Genomic DNA, 15,958 nt, shown 5'->3' on the forward strand with positions numbered 1-15,958 from the left:
CAGCATGAGCGTGAGCCAGCTCCACCGGCCCGTCTACCAGGCCGAACCGGGGCGCAGCCATCCACTCGGCGCCACCGCGGACGACGACGGCGTGAACTTCGCCTTCTTCTCCGAACACGCCACCGGCATGGATCTCCTCGTCTTCGCGGACGCCGGTGACACCGAGCCGATCCAGACCGTCACTCTCGACCCGGACATCAACCGCAGCTTCGCGGTCTGGCACGTGCACCTGCGTGACCTGCGGGCGCCCGCCTTCTACGCCCTGCGGGTCCGGGGCCCGGGCGGTGACGGGCTGCGGTTCCAGCCGGAGAAGGTGCTCGCCGACCCGTACACCCGTGGTCTTGATCGGAGTCTCTGGAAGAGAGAGGCGGCCTGCGTGCCCGGTGACACGCTGGCCACCTCGCTACGCTGCGCGATCATCGACGAGCGCGGCTACGACTGGGCGGGCGACCAGCCACTCAATCGTCCGATGTCCGAAATGGTCGTCTACGAGCTGCACGTCGGCGGTTTCACCCGGTCGCCCGGCGCCGGCACCGAACGGCCCGGCACGTTCGCCGCGATCGTCGAGAAGATCCCGTACCTGACCGCGCTCGGCATCACCGCCGTGGAGCTGCTGCCGGTCTTCGACTTCGACCCGGCCACCGGCAACTACTGGGGTTACAGCACCGCCGGGTTCTTCGCGCCGCACGCCGCCTACTGCGAGCGGCCGGAGGCGGGCGCGCACGTCCGGGAGTTCCGGGACATGGTGCGGGCGCTGCACGCGGCCGGCATCGAGGTGATCCTGGACGTCGTCTTCAACCACACCGACGAGGGCAACCACCTGGGGCCGCTGTTCTGCTGGGCCGGCCTCGACAACCCCAACTACTACTACCTGCACCAGGCCGACCGGCGGTACTACGACGACTACTCCGGCTGCGGCAACACGCTGATGGCCAACCACCCGATCGTCACCAAGATGATCGTCGAGTGCCTGGAGTACTGGGTCCGGGAGATGCACGTCGACGGCTTCCGGTTCGACGAGGCCGCGGTGCTGACCCGGGGGCCGGGCGGCGCGATCCTCGACGAGCCGCCGGTGGTGTGGCAGATCGAGCTGTCCGACACGCTGGCCACCACGAAGATCATCGCGGAGGCGTGGGACGCGGCCGGGGCGTACGAGGTCGGCAGCTATCCCGGATATCGCTGGGCCGAGTGGAACGGCCGGTTCCGGGACACCATGCGCCGGTTCGTCCGCGGCGACGCCGGGCTGATCGGCGACGTGGCGGAGCGGCTCGGCGGCAGCGCCGGGCTCTACCAGGCGCGCGGGCACCGGCCGGTCAACGGCGTCAACTTCGTCACCTGCCACGACGGGTTCACGCTGGCCGACCTGGTCGCCTACGACCGTAAACACAACGAGGCCAACGGCGAGGGCAACCGGGACGGCAACGACGACAACCTGAGCTGGAACTGCGGCGCCGAGGGGGACACCACCGACGCCGGCATCCTGGCGCTACGGACCCGGCAGATGAAGAACTTCGCCACCCTGCTGATGGTCTCCCGGGGCGTCCCGATGATCACCGCCGGCGACGAGGTGGCCCGCACCCAGCAGGGCAACAACAACGCGTACTGCCAGGACGGGCCGATCAGCTGGTTCGACTGGTCGCTGCCCGGCCGGCACGCGGGCCTGCTGCGGTTCTGGACCGAGCTGATCGCGCTGCGCCGCCGGCACCAGGTGCTGCGGCGTGACGAGTTCTGGACCACCGCCGACGTGACCTGGCACGGCACCCGCCTGGCGCCGCCGGACTGGGACGACCCGCAGGGCCGCGCCTTCGCCTGCACCCTCGCCGGGATCGGCGGCGAGCCCGACCTGCACCTGATGATGAACATGCACTCCGAGCCGCTGGAATTCGAGCTCGACCCGCGGCGCCGCTGGGCCCGCGTCCTGGACACCGCCCTCGAATCACCGGCCGACATCGCCGGACCGGGCGCCGAGCAGCACGTCACCACCGCCGGCTACCTGGTCACCGCGCACAGCATCGTGCTGGTGCGGACCCTCTCTGGAGAGACACCGTGAACGAGCTGAACTTCACCTTTTCCGACCTGGTCGCCGGGTACGTCACCGGGTTCGACCCGTCCACCGACACGGTCACGCTGAACACCTCGGACGGCCGGCCGTACGCCGCCCGGCTCACCCCGACCACCGTGGCCGAGATGCTGCGCAACCTGGGCGAGGCCTATGTGGACGCGGGCGCGCAGTTCCGCGGCCTGCTCCAGCCCGGCCGATTCATCCACGTCTACGGCGTCTTCTACCCGATGGAGGACAACGGCACCGGCTTCGAGGCCAAGCACGTGCTGCTGTTCGGCAAGGAGGCCGACGAGTACCGGTTCGAGTCGCCGGACTGGTGGCAGCGGCAGGTCCGGGCGATCGCCGACTTCTACCTGCAGGCCGAGTTCGGCGGGGCCGGCATCTTCGACTACCGCGGCTACCGTACCGACCTGTCGATCCTCGGCACCAAGACCCAGTCGATCCGGCAGGAGACCGACACCATCTCCCGGCTGGTGTACGGGCTGGCCACCGCCTACATGCTCAACGGCGGGCAGCCCTATCTGGACGCCGCACGGGCCGGCGCCGACTACCTGATCGAGCACTTCTGCGCGGTCGACCGCAGTCAGCAGATCGCCTACTGGTACCACGCGATCGACGTGCTGCCGGACGGCTCCGAGCGCAAGATCCTCGCCTCGGAGTTCGGTGACGACCTGAACGCGATCCCCTGCTACGAGCAGATCTACGCGATCGCCGGTATCACCCAGGTCTACCGGGTCACCGGCGCGCCACGGCTGCGCGAGATCATCGACCTGACCATCAACCTGTTCCAGAAGTACTTCCGTGACCCGGACCAGGGCGGCTACTTCTCGCACATCGACCCGGTCACCTTCGACCCGCGCAGCCCGGCTCTGGAGACCGGCGGGCACACCAACGCCGACCGCAAGAACTGGAACTCCGTCGGCGACCACATTCCCGCGTACCTGATCAACCTGTTCCTCGCGACCGGCGAGCAGCGATACGCCGACATGCTGCAGGACTGCTGCGACACGATCGTCGAGCGGTTCCCCGACTACGAGAACAGCCCGTTCGTGCAGGAGAAGTTCTTCGGCGACTGGCGCAAGGACCAGCACTACGGCCAGCAGCAGAACCGGGCGATCGTCGGGCACAACCTGAAGATCGCGTGGAACCTGACCCGGATGAACAATCTGCGGCCCAGCGACTCCTACCTGCAGCTGGCGACCCGGATCGCCGACCTGATGCCGTCGGTCGGCGCGGACCCGCAGCGCGGCGGCTGGTACGACATGGTCGAGCGGGTGGTCGCGCCGGGCGAGCGGTTCCACCGTCTGGTGTGGCACGACCGGAAGGCCTGGTGGCAGCAGGAGCAGGGCATTCTCGCGTACCTCGTGCTGGACGGCGTCCTGGACCGCCCGGAGTACGCCAAGCAGGCCCGCGAGGGCGCGGCCTTCTACAACGCGTGGATGCTGGACACCGGCGCCGGCGGCGTCTACTTCAACGTGCTGGCCAGTGGGGTCCCGTTCGAGCTGGGCGGCGAGCGCAGCAAGGGCTCGCACTCGATGGCCATGTACCACAGCGCGGAGCTGGGCTACCTGGCCGCCGTCTACGGCAACATGCTGCGCCGCGAGCAGCCGATGGACCTGTGGTTCCAGCCGCAGCCCGGCGCGTTCGGCGCGACCCTGCGGGTGGCGCCCGACCTGCTGCCCGCGGGCCGGGTGCGGCTGACCGGGGTGTGGGTCAACGGCCACGAGCACGACGACTTCGACGCCGACGCCATGACCGTCACCCTGCCGCACAGCGACCAGCCACAGACCGTACGGGTCCGGCTCACCCCGGCCGCCCTCCTCAAGGAGCAGCTGGCCGGAGCCGGCGCCGCAACGATCGGAGCACTCTCATGACCAAGGTCCTGTTCGCTGTCTCCGAGTGGGGCTACTGGGGTGAGGAGTTGATCGGGCCGCTCGACGCCTGCGACAAGGCCGGGTACGAGATCGAGTTCGTCACCCCGACCGGCGCCCGGCCCACCCCGCTGGCCGTCAGCATGGATCCCGCCTACGCCGACCCGCCCCAGGGCAAGTCGGTGACCAGCGAGGAGACCGCCCGCAAGACGCGCGAGCTGGACGCCTCGGACCGCCTCGACAAGCCGCACGACCTGGCCGGCTGGGTGCCGTCCCGGCCGTACCCCAGTTCCCCCACCTACCTGCGCGACAGCGAGGAGTACCACCGCAAGATCGACCGGATCGTCACCCACGACCTGCCCTCGTACGACGCCCTGGTGATCGTCGGTGGCAGCGGCGCCATGGTCGACCTGGCCAACAACCAGCGCCTGCACGAGCTGATCCTCGGTTTCGTGCGGCTCGACAAGCCGGTCGCCGCGGTCTGCTACGGCGTGGCGGCGCTGGCCTTCGCCCGGGACCCGCTGCGCAAGCTCAGCATCATCGGCGGCAAGCGGGTCACCGGCCACCCGATCGACTACGACTACCACGACGGCACCGGCTTCGAGGGCCCGCACGCGCTGGACGGCTCCACCACGGGGTTCGGTGACGGCTACATCAACTTCGGGCCGCCGTTCTACCCGCTGGAGTTCATCCTGCGCGACGCGGTCGGCCCGGACGGCGAGTTCATCGGCAACGTCGGGCACGCCGAGAGCGTCATCGTCGACCATCCGTTCATCACGGCCCGCTCCACCGAGTCGTCGTACGGCTGCGGGCGGGCGCTGGTCGACGTCCTCGACCACGGACTGCGCAGGTACGGCTGGTGAGCGGGCCACTGACCGGGCACAAGGTCGCCGTGCTGGTGGAGAGCGACTTCTACGAGCACGAGATCTGGTACTACTCGTACCGGTTCCCCGAGGAGGGTGCCGAGCTGCACTTCCTCACCCGGCTCTGGGGCCGGGAGTCGATCACGTTCACCGGCCACGAGTACCGGGCGCCGTTCGTGTGCGCGGCGTCGTTCGAGGGCATGGACGACGACGCGCTGCGGTCGTACTCGGCGGTCATCGTGCCGTCGGCGATGGTCAGCGACCGGCTGCGCTACAGCGAGGACCTGGCGAAGCTGCCACCCGCGACCGACTTCGTGCGCCGGGCCTTCGCCGAGCCACGGATCGTCAAGGGGATCATCTGCCACGGGCTGTGGCTGCTGTCGCGGACGCCCGAGCTGGTCCGCGGGCGACGCCTGACCTGCCACCCCAACCTGTACGGCGACGCGCTCAACATGGGCGCGCAGTACGTCGACTCCGACGTGGTGGTCGACGACGACCTGGTCACCGGGCGCACCGGGGCGCAGGCGGGCGTGTTCGCCCGTACCGTGATCGAGCAGATCCACGCGCGGGCCGCCGTGCCGGCCGGTGTGTCGTGACCTCGGCGACCGCGCCCGCGACGGCGACCAGCACGCTGCGCACCGGGCACCGCCGGCTGCTGGAGCAGCTACGTGCCGACGGGGTGCGGTATCTGTTCGGCAACCCCGGGTCCAGTGAGGAGGGTCTGCTCGAGGAGATCGCCCGCTTCCCGGACATCGACTACGTGCTGGGCCTGCAGGAGGCCGCGGTGGTGTGCACCGCCGACGGCTACGCGCAGGCCACCGGGCGGCCCAGCGTGGTGCTGCTGCACAGCGGGGTGGGCCTGGGCAACGCGGTGGGCAGCCTCTACCACGCGCTGCACCGGCAGACGCCGATGCTGGTGATGGCCGGGGAGGCGGGGGTCGCGTACGACGCCCTGGAGGCGCACATGTCGGTGAACCTGGTCGACATCGCGAAGCCGGTCACCAAGTACGCCACCCGTGCCACCCACCCGGACAGCCTGCTGCGGCTGGTGCGGCGCGCGCTCAAGGTGGCCGCCACTCCCCCGCGCGGTCCGGTCTTCCTGGCCGTGCCGCAGGACGTCCTCGACCAGCTCGCCGACGAGGCGGTCATGCCGACCAGCGTCCCGGACACCCGGGTGGTGCCGGAGCCGGGCGCGATCCAGGCCGCGGCCCGGCTGCTGGCCACCGCGCACGCGCCGGTCGTCCTGGCCGGCGACGGGATCGCCACGTCCGGGGCGGTCGACGAGCTGACCCGGTTCGCCGAGACATGGGGCGCCGTGGTGCACGGGGCGATGGCGTCCGAACTGCTCATGCCGTGGACCCATCCGCTGTGGGGCGGCCTGACGGGGCACATGTTCGGCGCCGACAGCGCAGAGCTGGTGGCGCACGCCGACGCGGTGCTGATCTGCGGGACCTACGTGTTCCCCGACGTGTTCCCGGCGCTGGACAACCCGTTCCGGCCCGGCGCCACGGTGGTGCAGGTGGACCTCGACCCGTACGCGATCGCCAAGAACCACCCGGTGACCGCCGGGATGCTCGGCGACCCGCGGCTGACGCTGCGGGCCCTGACCGAGGCACTCGGCGAGGTGATGACCGAGCCGCAGCGCAACGCCGCCGCCGAACGGGTCCGGCGGCGTGGCGCGCTGCGCGCGGCCGCGCTGGACAAGGCGCTCACCGACGACCTGGAGGCCGGTCTGGAGGCGGACTCGGCGCCGCTGCGGATGCCGGCCGTCGCCGCCGCGCTGGCCGGCATGCTGCCGGACGACGCGATCGTCTTCGACGAGGCGCTGACCAACTCGCCGGCGCTCACCCGGTGGCTGCCACCGGCCCGGCCGGGGCACTTCTTCCAGACCCCCGGCGGCACGCTCGGCGTCGGCGTTCCGGGCGCGATCGGCGCCAAGATCGCACATCCGGAGCGTACGGTCGTCGGGTTCACCGGTGACGGCGGAGGCATGTACACCTGCCAGGCGTTGTGGACGGCGGCACACCATCGGGTGGCCGCGAAGTTCGTGATCTGCCACAACGGCGGCTATCAGCTGCTCAAGGACAATCTCGTGCACTACCGGCGGGACCGCGACGACGATCCGGCCGCCGCCTTCCCGCCGTTCTTCGACGTGCGGGAGCCGCGCGTCGACTACGTGCATCTCGCGGCCGCCCTGGGCGTGCCCGCCGCCCGGGTCCGGCACGCCGCCGACCTGCCCGGGATCCTGCGCACGATGCTCGACCACGACGGCCCGTACCTGGTGGAGGCCGTCCTCGACGAACCTGGAGACAACCGGTGACTACCAAGTCCGAAACCCTGTCCGACGCGGTGTCGGCGTTCGCCGCACAGTGGTTCCAGTATCTCGACGTGCACGCGCCGGCCGACGATCTGGCGAGCTGCCTGTCCACCGACGACCTGACGATGGTGTTCCCGGAGCGCACGCTGCGCTCGGTGGCCGAGTTCCGCGACTGGTACCGCACGGTCTGCGGCCTCTACACCGACGAGACCCACGAGATCGAGTACGTCACACCGGCCGTCGTGGACGACCGGATCGACGTGGCCGTGTCGGTGATCTGGCGGGCCACCCAGACCTCCGACGGCTCGCGCCTGGCGATGCGGGCCCGGCAGACGTGGCGGCTGTCGCGTACCCAGTCCGGCCCGGGCCTGGTCATCACCGAGTACCGCGTCGACGAACTGGCCGCGCTGTGAGCACCACGACCTCACTCGACCAGGACAACCTGGCCCTCGTGCGGAAGGTCAGCGACGCCGTCAACGCCCGGCGCTACGACGACATGGACGCGCTGTTCGCCACGGACTTCGTCGACCACAACCCGGCCTGGAGCGTCGACAACCTGCCGGCGCTCAAGGCCCTCATCAAGGGCGCCCAGGAGGCGCTCGACTTCCGGGCCGACCTGGACGCGCTCTACCCGGCCGACGGCAATCGGGTGATCATGCAGATCACCTTCCGCGGCCGGCACGTCAAACCCGTCTTCGGGGTCGCGCCGACCTTCAAGGACGTCAGCTGGACCAGCATCGAGGTCTACCGCATCGAGAACGACCGGGTCGCCGAGCGCTGGGTGCAGGCCGACACGGCCGGGCTGATGCGGCAGGTCGGCGTCACCCTTCCGCAGTGAGCCCAGGGGGAACCATGGACACCAGGCAGGTCATCGACCGCTACTACGAACTCGCCAACGCCGGCCGGTGGGACGACTGGTGCGAGCTGTTCGCCACCGACACCCGGATGGACGAGCAGCTCGCCGGTCACGTCGAGGGCCGGGAGACGCTGCGCGAGATGATGAAGGGCTTCCCGCAGACGTACGCCAGCTTCGCGAACCTTCCCCGGCACGTCGTCGTGTCGGACAACCACGCGGCGGTGGTGTCGCACATCTCCGGCCGGACCCGGCACGGCGACGCCGTCGAGGCGGACGTATGCAACTACTTCGAGGTCAGCGACGGGCAGATCACGTACATGGCCAACTTCCACGACACCGTCCCGTTCGGACCGGTCCTGAGCGGCAGCCGATGACCGCCACGACGACGACGGCGGTGCGCTGGGCCCACGTCGGCCTCAACTGCCGGGACCAGCGCGCCACCGAGCGCTTCTACTCCGACGTGTTCGGTTTCGAGCGGTCCCGGGTGGTCAGCGCGGGCGGCGCCGAGGTGGTGTTCCTGCGGCAGGGCGACGTGCACCTGGAGCTGTTCGACGCGGCCCGGGAGACCCCGGAGACCTTCGGCGCCGACGGGCCGCCGCATCCCGGCGTGGTCCGGCACCTGGCCTTCCAGGTCGACGACCTGGACGGCTTCCTGGCCCGGGCGCCCGGCGGGCTGGAGGTCTCGCTCGGGCCACTGGCCTTCGACGAGTTCATCCCCGGCTGGCGCACCGTGTGGGTGAAGGACCCGGACGGTGTGATCGTCGAGATCAGCCAGGGCTACACCGACCAGGAGAACGCCGCGCCGAATTCCTCATGACGAAATCCTCATGACGCGACGGCGCCGCCCGATGACACCGAGGACCGGTTCCAGGGCGAAGGAGCGACGTGACGCAGCTGCCGCCCGCCCGTCCCTTCCTCGGGGCACGCCCGACCACCGACGCCGTGCCGCCGCTGCTCGGCGTGCCGGTCCTGTTCGCCGCGATCTTCGGGCTCGCCGTGTGGGGCCGCCGGCACGGCGCCGTCCTCGGCGAGCCGGCGCTGCTGGCGACGCTCGTCGTGCTGTTCGCCGCCAGCGGCAGCGAACGGTACCAGCGGCTGCTGGGCGGCGGGCACCTGCACAACCGGGTGGTGCTGCGGCTGGTGCACGCCACCGTGCTGATCGGCGTGGTGCTGCTCGCGGCGGGCTGGGGATTCCTGCTGCCCGCCGCCGTCGTCCTGATCGGCGTCCTGCACATCGGCTGGTCCGGGTCGCAGACGTGGAAACCGGCGGCCGCGGTGACCGCCGCGGTGACCATCGCCATGGAGGTCGCCGTGCAGTGCGGCGCGCCGTCGGTGGTGCCGCCCGCCCACTCGCACCTCGCCGCCGTCATCAGCCTGCTGCTGGCCGGGTTCGGGCTGAGCAACCTGGGGCTGGCCGCCGCCCGCGCCGAGGAGGCCACCCGCACCCTGCAGCGCGCCGAGGAACGCTTCCGTGCCCTGGTGCAGGACTCCTCCGACGTGGTGGCGGTGATCGACGCCGTTGGCCGGATCACCGACGTCAGCGCCGCCGTACGGCACGTCAGCGGCTGGGACCCGGAGGACCTGCTGCACACCGGGTACCCCGACATGTTCCACCCCGGGGACCGGCCGGCGGCCCGTGCGGCGCTGGCCCGGCTCGTCGAGGACGGCGCGGACAGCCAGGCCCGGCTGGAGCTGCGGGCCGCACACCGGGACGGCACCTGGCACTGGCACGACGTCACGCTGCGCAACGCGCTGGACCATCCGGCCGTCGGCGGCATCGTGTCGCACCAGCGCGACATCAGTGACCGGCGCGCCCAGCAGGACCGGCTCGCCCACGCCGCGGCGCACGACCCGCTGACCGGCCTGCCCAACCGCGCCGAGGTGCTGCGGGTGCTGGAGGCAGCGCTGGCCGTGGCGGACGGCGCCGCGCCGGTGGCGCTGTTCTTCATCGACCTGGACGGGTTCAAGGCGGTCAACGACGGCTACGGCCACGCCGCCGGGGACGCGCTGCTGGTGGCCGCCGGGGAACGGCTGCGGGCCGGGCTGCGCGCCGAGGACCTGCTGGGTCGGCTCGGCGGCGACGAGTTCGCGGCGGTGCTGACCGGCATCACCGATCCGGCCGACGTCCACGAGCGGGCGCGGCGGCTGATGGCGGACATGGCGCTGCCGTTCGACCTGCCGGAACACACGGTACGCATCGGCGCGAGCATCGGCGTCGCCGTCGGCGGGCCCGGCACCGGCGCCGACGATCTGGTGGCGGCCGCCGACACGGGCATGTACGAGGTGAAGGGCCGGCACCGGGCCCAGCGGGCGCACCCGGTTCCGGCGGCGCGCTCCGGCTGAGAGGTGGGACGGCCCGCCCGCCTCAGGTGTGCCGGGGCGCACGACGGCCGTACCTCCGCGGGGTCTTCTCAGGCCGCGACCCGGCTGTCGCGGTGAGCGGGCCGGTAGACGGTGATCCCCTCGGCCGCCATCGGGCGGGCGTAGTGATAGCCCTGCGCATACCGGTAGCCGAGGCGGTGCAGCTCAGCGGCCTGTTCGGCGGTCTCCACACCCTCGGCGACCGCCCGCAGCCGCATGCCGTCGCAGATGGTGAGCAGCGCCGCCACGATGACCGCCGGCTCGCCGCCCCCGGTGACGTCGTCGACGAACGACTTGTCGACCTTGAGGATGTCGGCCGGGCAGGTGCGCAGCAGGCCCAGCGACGAGTGGCCGGTGCCGAAGTCGTCGAGCGCGATCTTCACGCCGAGCGCCGCGATCGCCTTGAGCTCGTCGAGCGCGGTGCCCCCGTCGAAGACCGCTGTCTCGGTGACCTCAACGGTCAGCACCTGCGGCGGCAGGCCGGTGCGCCGGAGCACCGCGTCCACCTCGCCGGCGAACCCGGCCTCGCGCAGTTGCCGGGCCGACACGTTGACGCTGACGGTCCGGGGCGCGGCGTCGCCCATCTCCTGCTGCCAGCGCACCGCCTGCCGGCACGCCTCCTCGAGGATCCAGGCGCCCAGCGGCACGATCAGGCCGGTCCGCTCGGCGGCCGGGATGAACAGGTTCGGCCCGATCGGCCCGCGTTCCGGATGGATCCAGCGGACCAGCGCCTCCACGCCGAACAGCTCGCCGCCGGGCATCGCCACGATCGGCTGGTAGAGCAGGTGCAGCTGGTCGGTGTCGAGCGCGCCGCGCAGGTCGGCGGCGACCCGGGACTGCTCGGCGGTCCGGTGGTCCATCCGGTCGTCGTAGACCACCTGCCGGCCCTTGCCCTGGCCCTTCGCCTCGTACATTGCGACGTCGGCCCGGCGCAGCAGCTCGTCGGCGGTGTCGCCGGGATGCGCCGGGGCCAGCCCGATGCTCGCCTCGACGATCAGCTCGTGCCCGCCGGCGCGGACCGGCTGCCGCAGGTCGGCGGTGATCGCGGCGACGATCGCGGTGTGGTCGCCGCGCAGCAGCACGGCGTACTCGTCGCCGCCGAGCCGGGCCACCAGGCAGCCCTCCGGCAGCTGGGCGGTGACGCGGGCGCCCACCGCGGCGAGCAGCGCGTCGCCCACCGGATGGCCCAGGTCGTCGTTGATCTCCTTGAAGTCGTCGAGGTCGAGCAGCGCGACGGTCACGTCCGGGCAGCCGCCGGCCAGGGCCGCGGTGATCTCCCGGACCAGCACGGTCCGGTTGGCCAGGCCGGTGAGACCGTCGTGCCCGGCCTGGTGGGCGAGCTGCCGCTGGCGGGCGTCGAGGTCGTCGAGCAGGCGCACGTTGTCGCGCAGCGCGATCACCTGCCGGGTCGCGACCAGCAGCGTGACCACGAACGAGCCGGCCGCGACCGCCAGCAGGTCGCGTACCCCGGCGGCCGCGCTGGTCAGCAACAGCGCGCCGGTGGCCAGGACCGCGGTGTACGGCATGACGCTGGGCCGCCGGGACAGGGGCCGGGGCGCCGGGATGCCGGCCCGCGACGCCCGCCGCTGCCGGTCGGCGGCCAGGCAGACCAGCATCGAGGTGGTGGGCAGCAGGACGTGGCCGGTGTTGAGGTACGGCTTGTCGGCGAGCAGCGGCGCCAGCGCCCCGCCACCGGCCCCGACCGCCCCGGTCAGCGCCAGGATGTAGAGGGCGCGCCGGTCGATCGGGCCGGTGCCGGTGAAGGACACCTTCACGAACGCCAGCATGCCGATCACCGCCGCGGTGGCGATGACCACGACCGAGGCGGTGCCGGCGGCGCCCCCGCCGGCGGTCCAGCTCTCCCAGCGCGGCAGCACCAGATGCCAGCTGAAGGTGGTCACGGTGACGACCATGGTGGCGACGTCCAGGCCGAACCGGGTCCACTCGATCCGCGAGCGCTGCGCCCCGGGGATGCGCAGCAGGCCCAGCAGCATCAGCATCAGGCCGGTGACGTAGAGCGTTGCGGTCACCGTGCCGATGTGCTGGCCGGCCTGCTCGCCGCTGAAGTAGTCGCGGGCCGCGGCGGCCGAGGCGAGGCCCATCCCGACCATGCCGGCCGACACGTACCGCCAGAACGTGCGCCCGGCCGCGCCGGCCCGCCAGCTCGCGTAGATCGCCACCGGCACGGCGAGCACGAGCAGCCCCCACCCCGCCGCGGGCGGGGTGTGCCGGAACATCCCGATCGCGAACCACACCCAGGCGGTCGCGGCCACGCCGATCGACGCGACGAGCGTGCGGGTCGGCCGCATCCGCGGCACGAGAGTCTCCGTGCTCTCCACAAGACTCACTTCGGCCGAACGGACGATCCCGTGAGCATTCACACCGGCCGGATTGATCGATACCCTTCGCCGGACCCCCTCATGCGAAAGGTGCCCCTCCCTGTGCGCGCGTTGTTCGTGACCGCCGTCGCCGTTCTCGCAGCCTTCCTGATCAGCCCGCTGGTCCGCGCCGACGCCGGGTGCGCCGGCACGCCCGCCGCCGCGCCGTCGCCGACCGGCCGGTGGAGCGACGAGCAGCTCGCCAACGCCCGTCTCATCGTCACCATCGGCGCCGACCGGCGGGTGCCGGAGAAGGGCCTGGTGATCGCGGTGGCCACCGCCCTGCAGGAGTCGCGGCTGCGTAATCTGCGCGGCGGCGACCGGGACTCGATCGGGCTGTTCCAGCAGCGGCCGAGCCAGGGGTGGGGCACACCGAAGCAGCTGCGCGACCCGGCGTACCAGACCGGGAAGTTCTACGACAAGCTGCTGACCGTCGACGGCTGGCAGGAGATGCGGCTCACCGAGGCGGCGCAGGCCGTGCAGATCTCGGCGTTCCCGGAGGCGTACACGAAGCACACCGACGCCGCCACCCAGCTCGTCGGCGCGCTGCACGAGGGCCCGGATCAAGGCTGCGACTAGCCTTTATAAGGATCAGTCGATATCTTCTCGTCGCATGAAGCGCCTTCTCGCCGTCGTGGCCGTCAGCGCCGCGCTGCTCCTCGTGCCCCAGTCCGCCCGGGCGGCCGACACCTCTTACCGGACGCTGAGCGGCGCGAGCAACCCGGACTGGATGGCCCGGGTGCCGGACGGCCGCAGCCTCGCCGCGCTGTCGATCCCGGGCACCCACGAGACCATGTCGATCCACGGCGGCGACTACACCCAGACCCAGGAGAACCACGGCGACAGCGGCGGCACCCTCACCGCGCAGCTCAACGCCGGCATCCGGGCGATCGACGTGCGGGCGCGGATCAACGACGGCAACACGTTCACCATCCACCACGGCGCCGTCTACCAGGTGGCGAACTTCGACGACGTGCTCGACCGGCTGGCCGCGTTCCTCGGCGCGCATCCCGGTGAGACGGTGCTGCTGCGGTTCAAGCACGAGTGCACCGGCGAGACCGGGTCCTGCGCCGACGCGACCGGGCAGATGAGCTTCCCGGACATCTTCGACTCGTACGTGGCCGCCCGCCCCGGCCTGTTCTGGACGCCGTCGGTGACGCGCTCGTCCGCGGCCGCGGTGCCCACCCTCGGCGCGGTCCGGGGCAGGGTGGTGCTGGCGGTGCTGAACGGCCCGCGCGGCGGCCGGTTCGCCGACTACGGGCTCGCCCAGTTCTCCGGGTGGGCCGACGGGTCGTCCACCTACGTCCAGGACCAGTACACGGTGCCGACGTTCGCCCAGATCGCCGACAAGCGCGCGGCCGTGAACACCTTCCTGACCACCACGAACTCCGGCGACCCGGCGAAGATCTACGTCAACTTCACCAGTGGCTCGGGCGCGCTGGCCCCGCCCTACTGGGTCGCCGGGGGCGCGCTGTTCCAGCAGGGCGTCAACCCCTACCTGCTCGGCCGGCTGAACGCGGCGTCGTACACCCGGACCGGGGCGCTGATGATGGACTTCCCCGGCGGCGGGCTGATCAACAAGATCATTTCCTACAACTGAGTCAGGTCGAGCATCCGCGCCAGGCGGCCCAGCACCGGCCGGGCCTCCAGGTGCAGCCGGGCGATGTTGACCATGCCGTCGGCGACCACGGCCAGCAGCGCCAGGTCGCCGATCCCGTAGACCGCGAGGCAGCCCTCCCGGTTGCGGATGGTCACCTCCTGGAACTGGCCCTGACCCAGAGCGCCCCCGCAGGTCCGGCTGATGCCGTGCGCCGCGGCGGCCATCGCGGCCACGTCGTGCGGCTCGCCCGGCGACCGGCTGTCGTGCAGGACGAGCAGCCCGTCGACCCCGGCGATCAGGCAGGCGGTGACCCCGACGACCTGGTGCCGCAGCCCGGCCAGCTCCAGTCGCAGCGGCCGCCGCGGGTCCGTCAGGGGATCGAGCTGGACGGACCGCGCGGCGTGTTGTGGTGTGGCGTTGCGCGGGGCGAGCCGGCTCGGCAGACCGCCATGAGGGCCAGTCATACGTCGAGTTCCGACTCGATCTTGCGCAGTTGGTGGCGGGCCAGGCCCAGGTTGGCGCGGTTCTTGTACAGCGCCAGATAGAGGAAGAGAGCGTCACCGGTACGCCGCGCGCGCAGCAGCCGGATCAGGTGGTACTGGGAGTCGAGGGTGATCAGGATGTCCTCGATGCCGTCCTGCAGGCCGAGCAGTTCCAGGGCCCGCATCTTGGAGCGGACCACGTCGGTGTTGGCGGCCGCGGCCACGGTCATGTCCATGACGCCGTCCCCGCCCAGATAGCCCAGGGTGAGCCCGCTGGTGTAGTCGACGAGCGCGACGCCCACAGCGCCTTCGAGGGTCATGGCCTCTTTCAGCGCGGTCTCGATGTTCGCCACGAATCCTCCACTGGTGTCGTCGATCGGCGGCGTGTGGCCCGGTGTCTCCACGGTCGTGAGGCGCCGGTGAGAGCCACACGAGGGCCAACCGTGACACAGGGAAGTTGCTCCGGGGAACGACTGCCCCCGAAGCCGGGACCTATGATCGTTTCAACGACCTCCTTCGGCCGTCGTCACCCACCCCGCGGACCGAATCGGGCTCGATCATCGGGCCGGGTCTCGCACGTATCGGGCAAGTCACTCTCCGGAGTGGCAAACGACCCGAAAAGCCCCGGACGGCCCTACTGTGGGTTCCGGTGGCCCATGGTGTGGAGGTGAGTCGGCTGCTCTCCAAGGACGACATGCTGCGGGACGTGGTCGCGGCCCTGAGCCGGGCGCGGACCCTGGCGGTCGTCCAGCAACTGGTGCGCACCAGCGCGCGGCTGCTCTCCGACGCGCACGGCGCCACCGTCGTGCTGCGCGACGGCGACCGCTGCTACTACGCCGACGAGGACGCGATCAGCCCGCTGTGGAAGGGCCAGCGGTTCCCGATCACCGAGTGCATCAGCGGCTGGGCGATGCTGGCCCGCCTGCCCGCGGTCGTCCCGGACATCCGTCTCGACGAGCGCATCCCGATGGACGCCTACCGTCCCACCTTCGTCCGCTCGCTGGCGATGATCCCGGTCCGGCCCGCCGACCCGCTCGGCGCGGTCGGGGTCTACTGGTCGACCGCCCGCCGGGCCACCGACGAGCAACTGGCGCTGCTGTCCACACTGGCCGACGCGACCGGCGCCGCCCTCGAGCGCCTCCTGCCGGAGACGCACGCCCTATAGTGC

The 15,958-nt window shown here is 71.6% G+C and carries 16 protein-coding genes; 13 read left to right on the forward strand and 3 right to left on the reverse strand.

The window, feature by feature from the left end:
- The first annotated feature begins 4 nt into the window (after positions 1-4).
- The 10 genes from glgX (at position 5) to BM290_RS19055 (ending at position 10,312) form a co-directional block, all read left to right on the forward strand.
- A complete protein-coding gene (gene glgX, locus BM290_RS19015; protein ID WP_093615891.1) occupies positions 5-2,050 on the forward strand; it encodes a glycogen debranching protein GlgX in 2,046 nt (681 codons plus the stop codon).
- Entirely contained in the window at positions 2,047-3,936 is a 1,890-nt protein-coding gene (locus BM290_RS19020; protein WP_093615893.1) for an AGE family epimerase/isomerase, read from the forward strand. Before glgX ends, BM290_RS19020 begins: the two co-directional genes overlap by 4 nt.
- The gene (locus BM290_RS19025) at positions 3,933-4,796 is read left to right on the forward strand and encodes a type 1 glutamine amidotransferase domain-containing protein (RefSeq protein WP_093615895.1); all 864 of its coding nucleotides are present in this window, start codon (positions 3,933-3,935) and stop codon (positions 4,794-4,796) included. Before BM290_RS19020 ends, BM290_RS19025 begins: the two co-directional genes overlap by 4 nt.
- Positions 4,793-5,392: a DJ-1/PfpI family protein gene (locus BM290_RS19030; protein ID WP_177319790.1), complete on the forward strand. Its 600-nt coding sequence runs from the start codon at positions 4,793-4,795 to the stop codon at positions 5,390-5,392. The genes BM290_RS19025 and BM290_RS19030 overlap by 4 nt, the downstream gene beginning before the upstream one ends.
- Positions 5,389-7,116: a thiamine pyrophosphate-binding protein gene (locus BM290_RS19035; protein ID WP_203779384.1), complete on the forward strand. Its 1,728-nt coding sequence runs from the start codon at positions 5,389-5,391 to the stop codon at positions 7,114-7,116. Before BM290_RS19030 ends, BM290_RS19035 begins: the two co-directional genes overlap by 4 nt.
- The gene (locus BM290_RS49190) at positions 7,113-7,526 is read left to right on the forward strand and encodes a nuclear transport factor 2 family protein (protein ID WP_203779386.1); all 414 of its coding nucleotides are present in this window, start codon (positions 7,113-7,115) and stop codon (positions 7,524-7,526) included. The genes BM290_RS19035 and BM290_RS49190 overlap by 4 nt, the downstream gene beginning before the upstream one ends.
- Positions 7,523-7,951, forward strand: a complete 429-nt coding sequence (locus BM290_RS49195) for an ester cyclase (protein ID WP_203779389.1) — start codon at positions 7,523-7,525, stop codon at positions 7,949-7,951. The genes BM290_RS49190 and BM290_RS49195 overlap by 4 nt, the downstream gene beginning before the upstream one ends.
- A 14-nt stretch (positions 7,952-7,965) precedes the next feature.
- A complete protein-coding gene (locus tag BM290_RS19045; protein ID WP_093615898.1) occupies positions 7,966-8,343 on the forward strand; it encodes a nuclear transport factor 2 family protein in 378 nt (125 codons plus the stop codon).
- Positions 8,340-8,786: a VOC family protein gene (locus tag BM290_RS19050; protein WP_093615900.1), complete on the forward strand. Its 447-nt coding sequence runs from the start codon at positions 8,340-8,342 to the stop codon at positions 8,784-8,786. Before BM290_RS19045 ends, BM290_RS19050 begins: the two co-directional genes overlap by 4 nt.
- 68 nt (positions 8,787-8,854) lie before the next feature.
- Positions 8,855-10,312 (forward strand): sensor domain-containing diguanylate cyclase, encoded by a 1,458-nt coding sequence (locus BM290_RS19055; protein WP_093615902.1) that lies wholly within the window; start codon positions 8,855-8,857, stop codon positions 10,310-10,312.
- A gap of 68 nt (positions 10,313-10,380) precedes the next feature.
- On the opposite strand, the gene BM290_RS19060 is transcribed toward BM290_RS19055, so the two are convergent.
- Positions 10,381-12,669 carry a putative bifunctional diguanylate cyclase/phosphodiesterase gene (locus BM290_RS19060; RefSeq protein ID WP_093615904.1) on the reverse strand — a complete coding sequence of 763 codons (2,289 nt, stop codon included), beginning with the start codon at positions 12,667-12,669 and terminating at the stop codon, positions 10,381-10,383.
- Between the two features lie 102 nt (positions 12,670-12,771).
- On the opposite strand from BM290_RS19060, the gene BM290_RS19065 reads away from it, so the two are divergent.
- Positions 12,772-13,287, forward strand: coding sequence for a peptidase M23 (locus BM290_RS19065; RefSeq protein ID WP_093616641.1), 516 nt, complete (start codon positions 12,772-12,774; stop codon positions 13,285-13,287).
- Between the two features lie 34 nt (positions 13,288-13,321).
- On the forward strand, positions 13,322-14,308 hold the full coding sequence (locus tag BM290_RS19070) for a phosphatidylinositol-specific phospholipase C (protein ID WP_093615906.1): 987 nt from the start codon (positions 13,322-13,324) through the stop codon (positions 14,306-14,308).
- Here the strand turns inward: BM290_RS19070 and BM290_RS19075 are convergent.
- Both BM290_RS19075 and BM290_RS19080 read right to left on the reverse strand, forming a co-directional pair.
- Positions 14,299-14,772, reverse strand: a complete 474-nt coding sequence (locus BM290_RS19075; protein ID WP_093615908.1) for a roadblock/LC7 domain-containing protein — start codon at positions 14,770-14,772, stop codon at positions 14,299-14,301. The genes BM290_RS19070 and BM290_RS19075 overlap by 10 nt on opposite strands.
- Complete coding sequence (locus BM290_RS19080; protein ID WP_093616643.1) at positions 14,769-15,143, reverse strand: hypothetical protein; 375 nt, start codon at positions 15,141-15,143, stop codon at positions 14,769-14,771. The genes BM290_RS19075 and BM290_RS19080 overlap by 4 nt, the downstream gene beginning before the upstream one ends.
- A gap of 314 nt (positions 15,144-15,457) precedes the next feature.
- Between BM290_RS19080 and BM290_RS19085 the strand changes: the two genes are divergently transcribed.
- Complete coding sequence (locus tag BM290_RS19085; RefSeq protein ID WP_203779391.1) at positions 15,458-15,955, forward strand: GAF domain-containing protein; 498 nt, start codon at positions 15,458-15,460, stop codon at positions 15,953-15,955.
- Positions 15,956-15,958: the final 3 nt, after the last annotated feature.

This window comes from Actinoplanes philippinensis (assembly GCF_900113015.1).
In the GTDB taxonomy this organism is placed as follows: domain Bacteria; phylum Actinomycetota; class Actinomycetes; order Mycobacteriales; family Micromonosporaceae; genus Actinoplanes; species Actinoplanes philippinensis.

What these genes read in the sequence shown, in the direction of transcription:
- BM290_RS19075 (WP_093615908.1), bottom strand. Translation starts at nt 14,772, where the DNA reads ATGACTGGCCCTCATGGCGGTCTGCCGAGCCGGCTCGCCCCGCGCAAC.
- BM290_RS19045 (WP_093615898.1), top strand. Translation starts at nt 7,966, where the DNA reads ATGGACACCAGGCAGGTCATCGACCGCTACTACGAACTCGCCAACGCC.
- BM290_RS19050 (WP_093615900.1), top strand. Translation starts at nt 8,340, where the DNA reads ATGACCGCCACGACGACGACGGCGGTGCGCTGGGCCCACGTCGGCCTC.
- BM290_RS19025 (WP_093615895.1), top strand. Translation starts at nt 3,933, where the DNA reads ATGACCAAGGTCCTGTTCGCTGTCTCCGAGTGGGGCTACTGGGGTGAG.
- glgX (WP_093615891.1), top strand. Translation starts at nt 5, where the DNA reads ATGAGCGTGAGCCAGCTCCACCGGCCCGTCTACCAGGCCGAACCGGGG.
- BM290_RS19070 (WP_093615906.1), top strand. Translation starts at nt 13,322, where the DNA reads ATGAAGCGCCTTCTCGCCGTCGTGGCCGTCAGCGCCGCGCTGCTCCTC.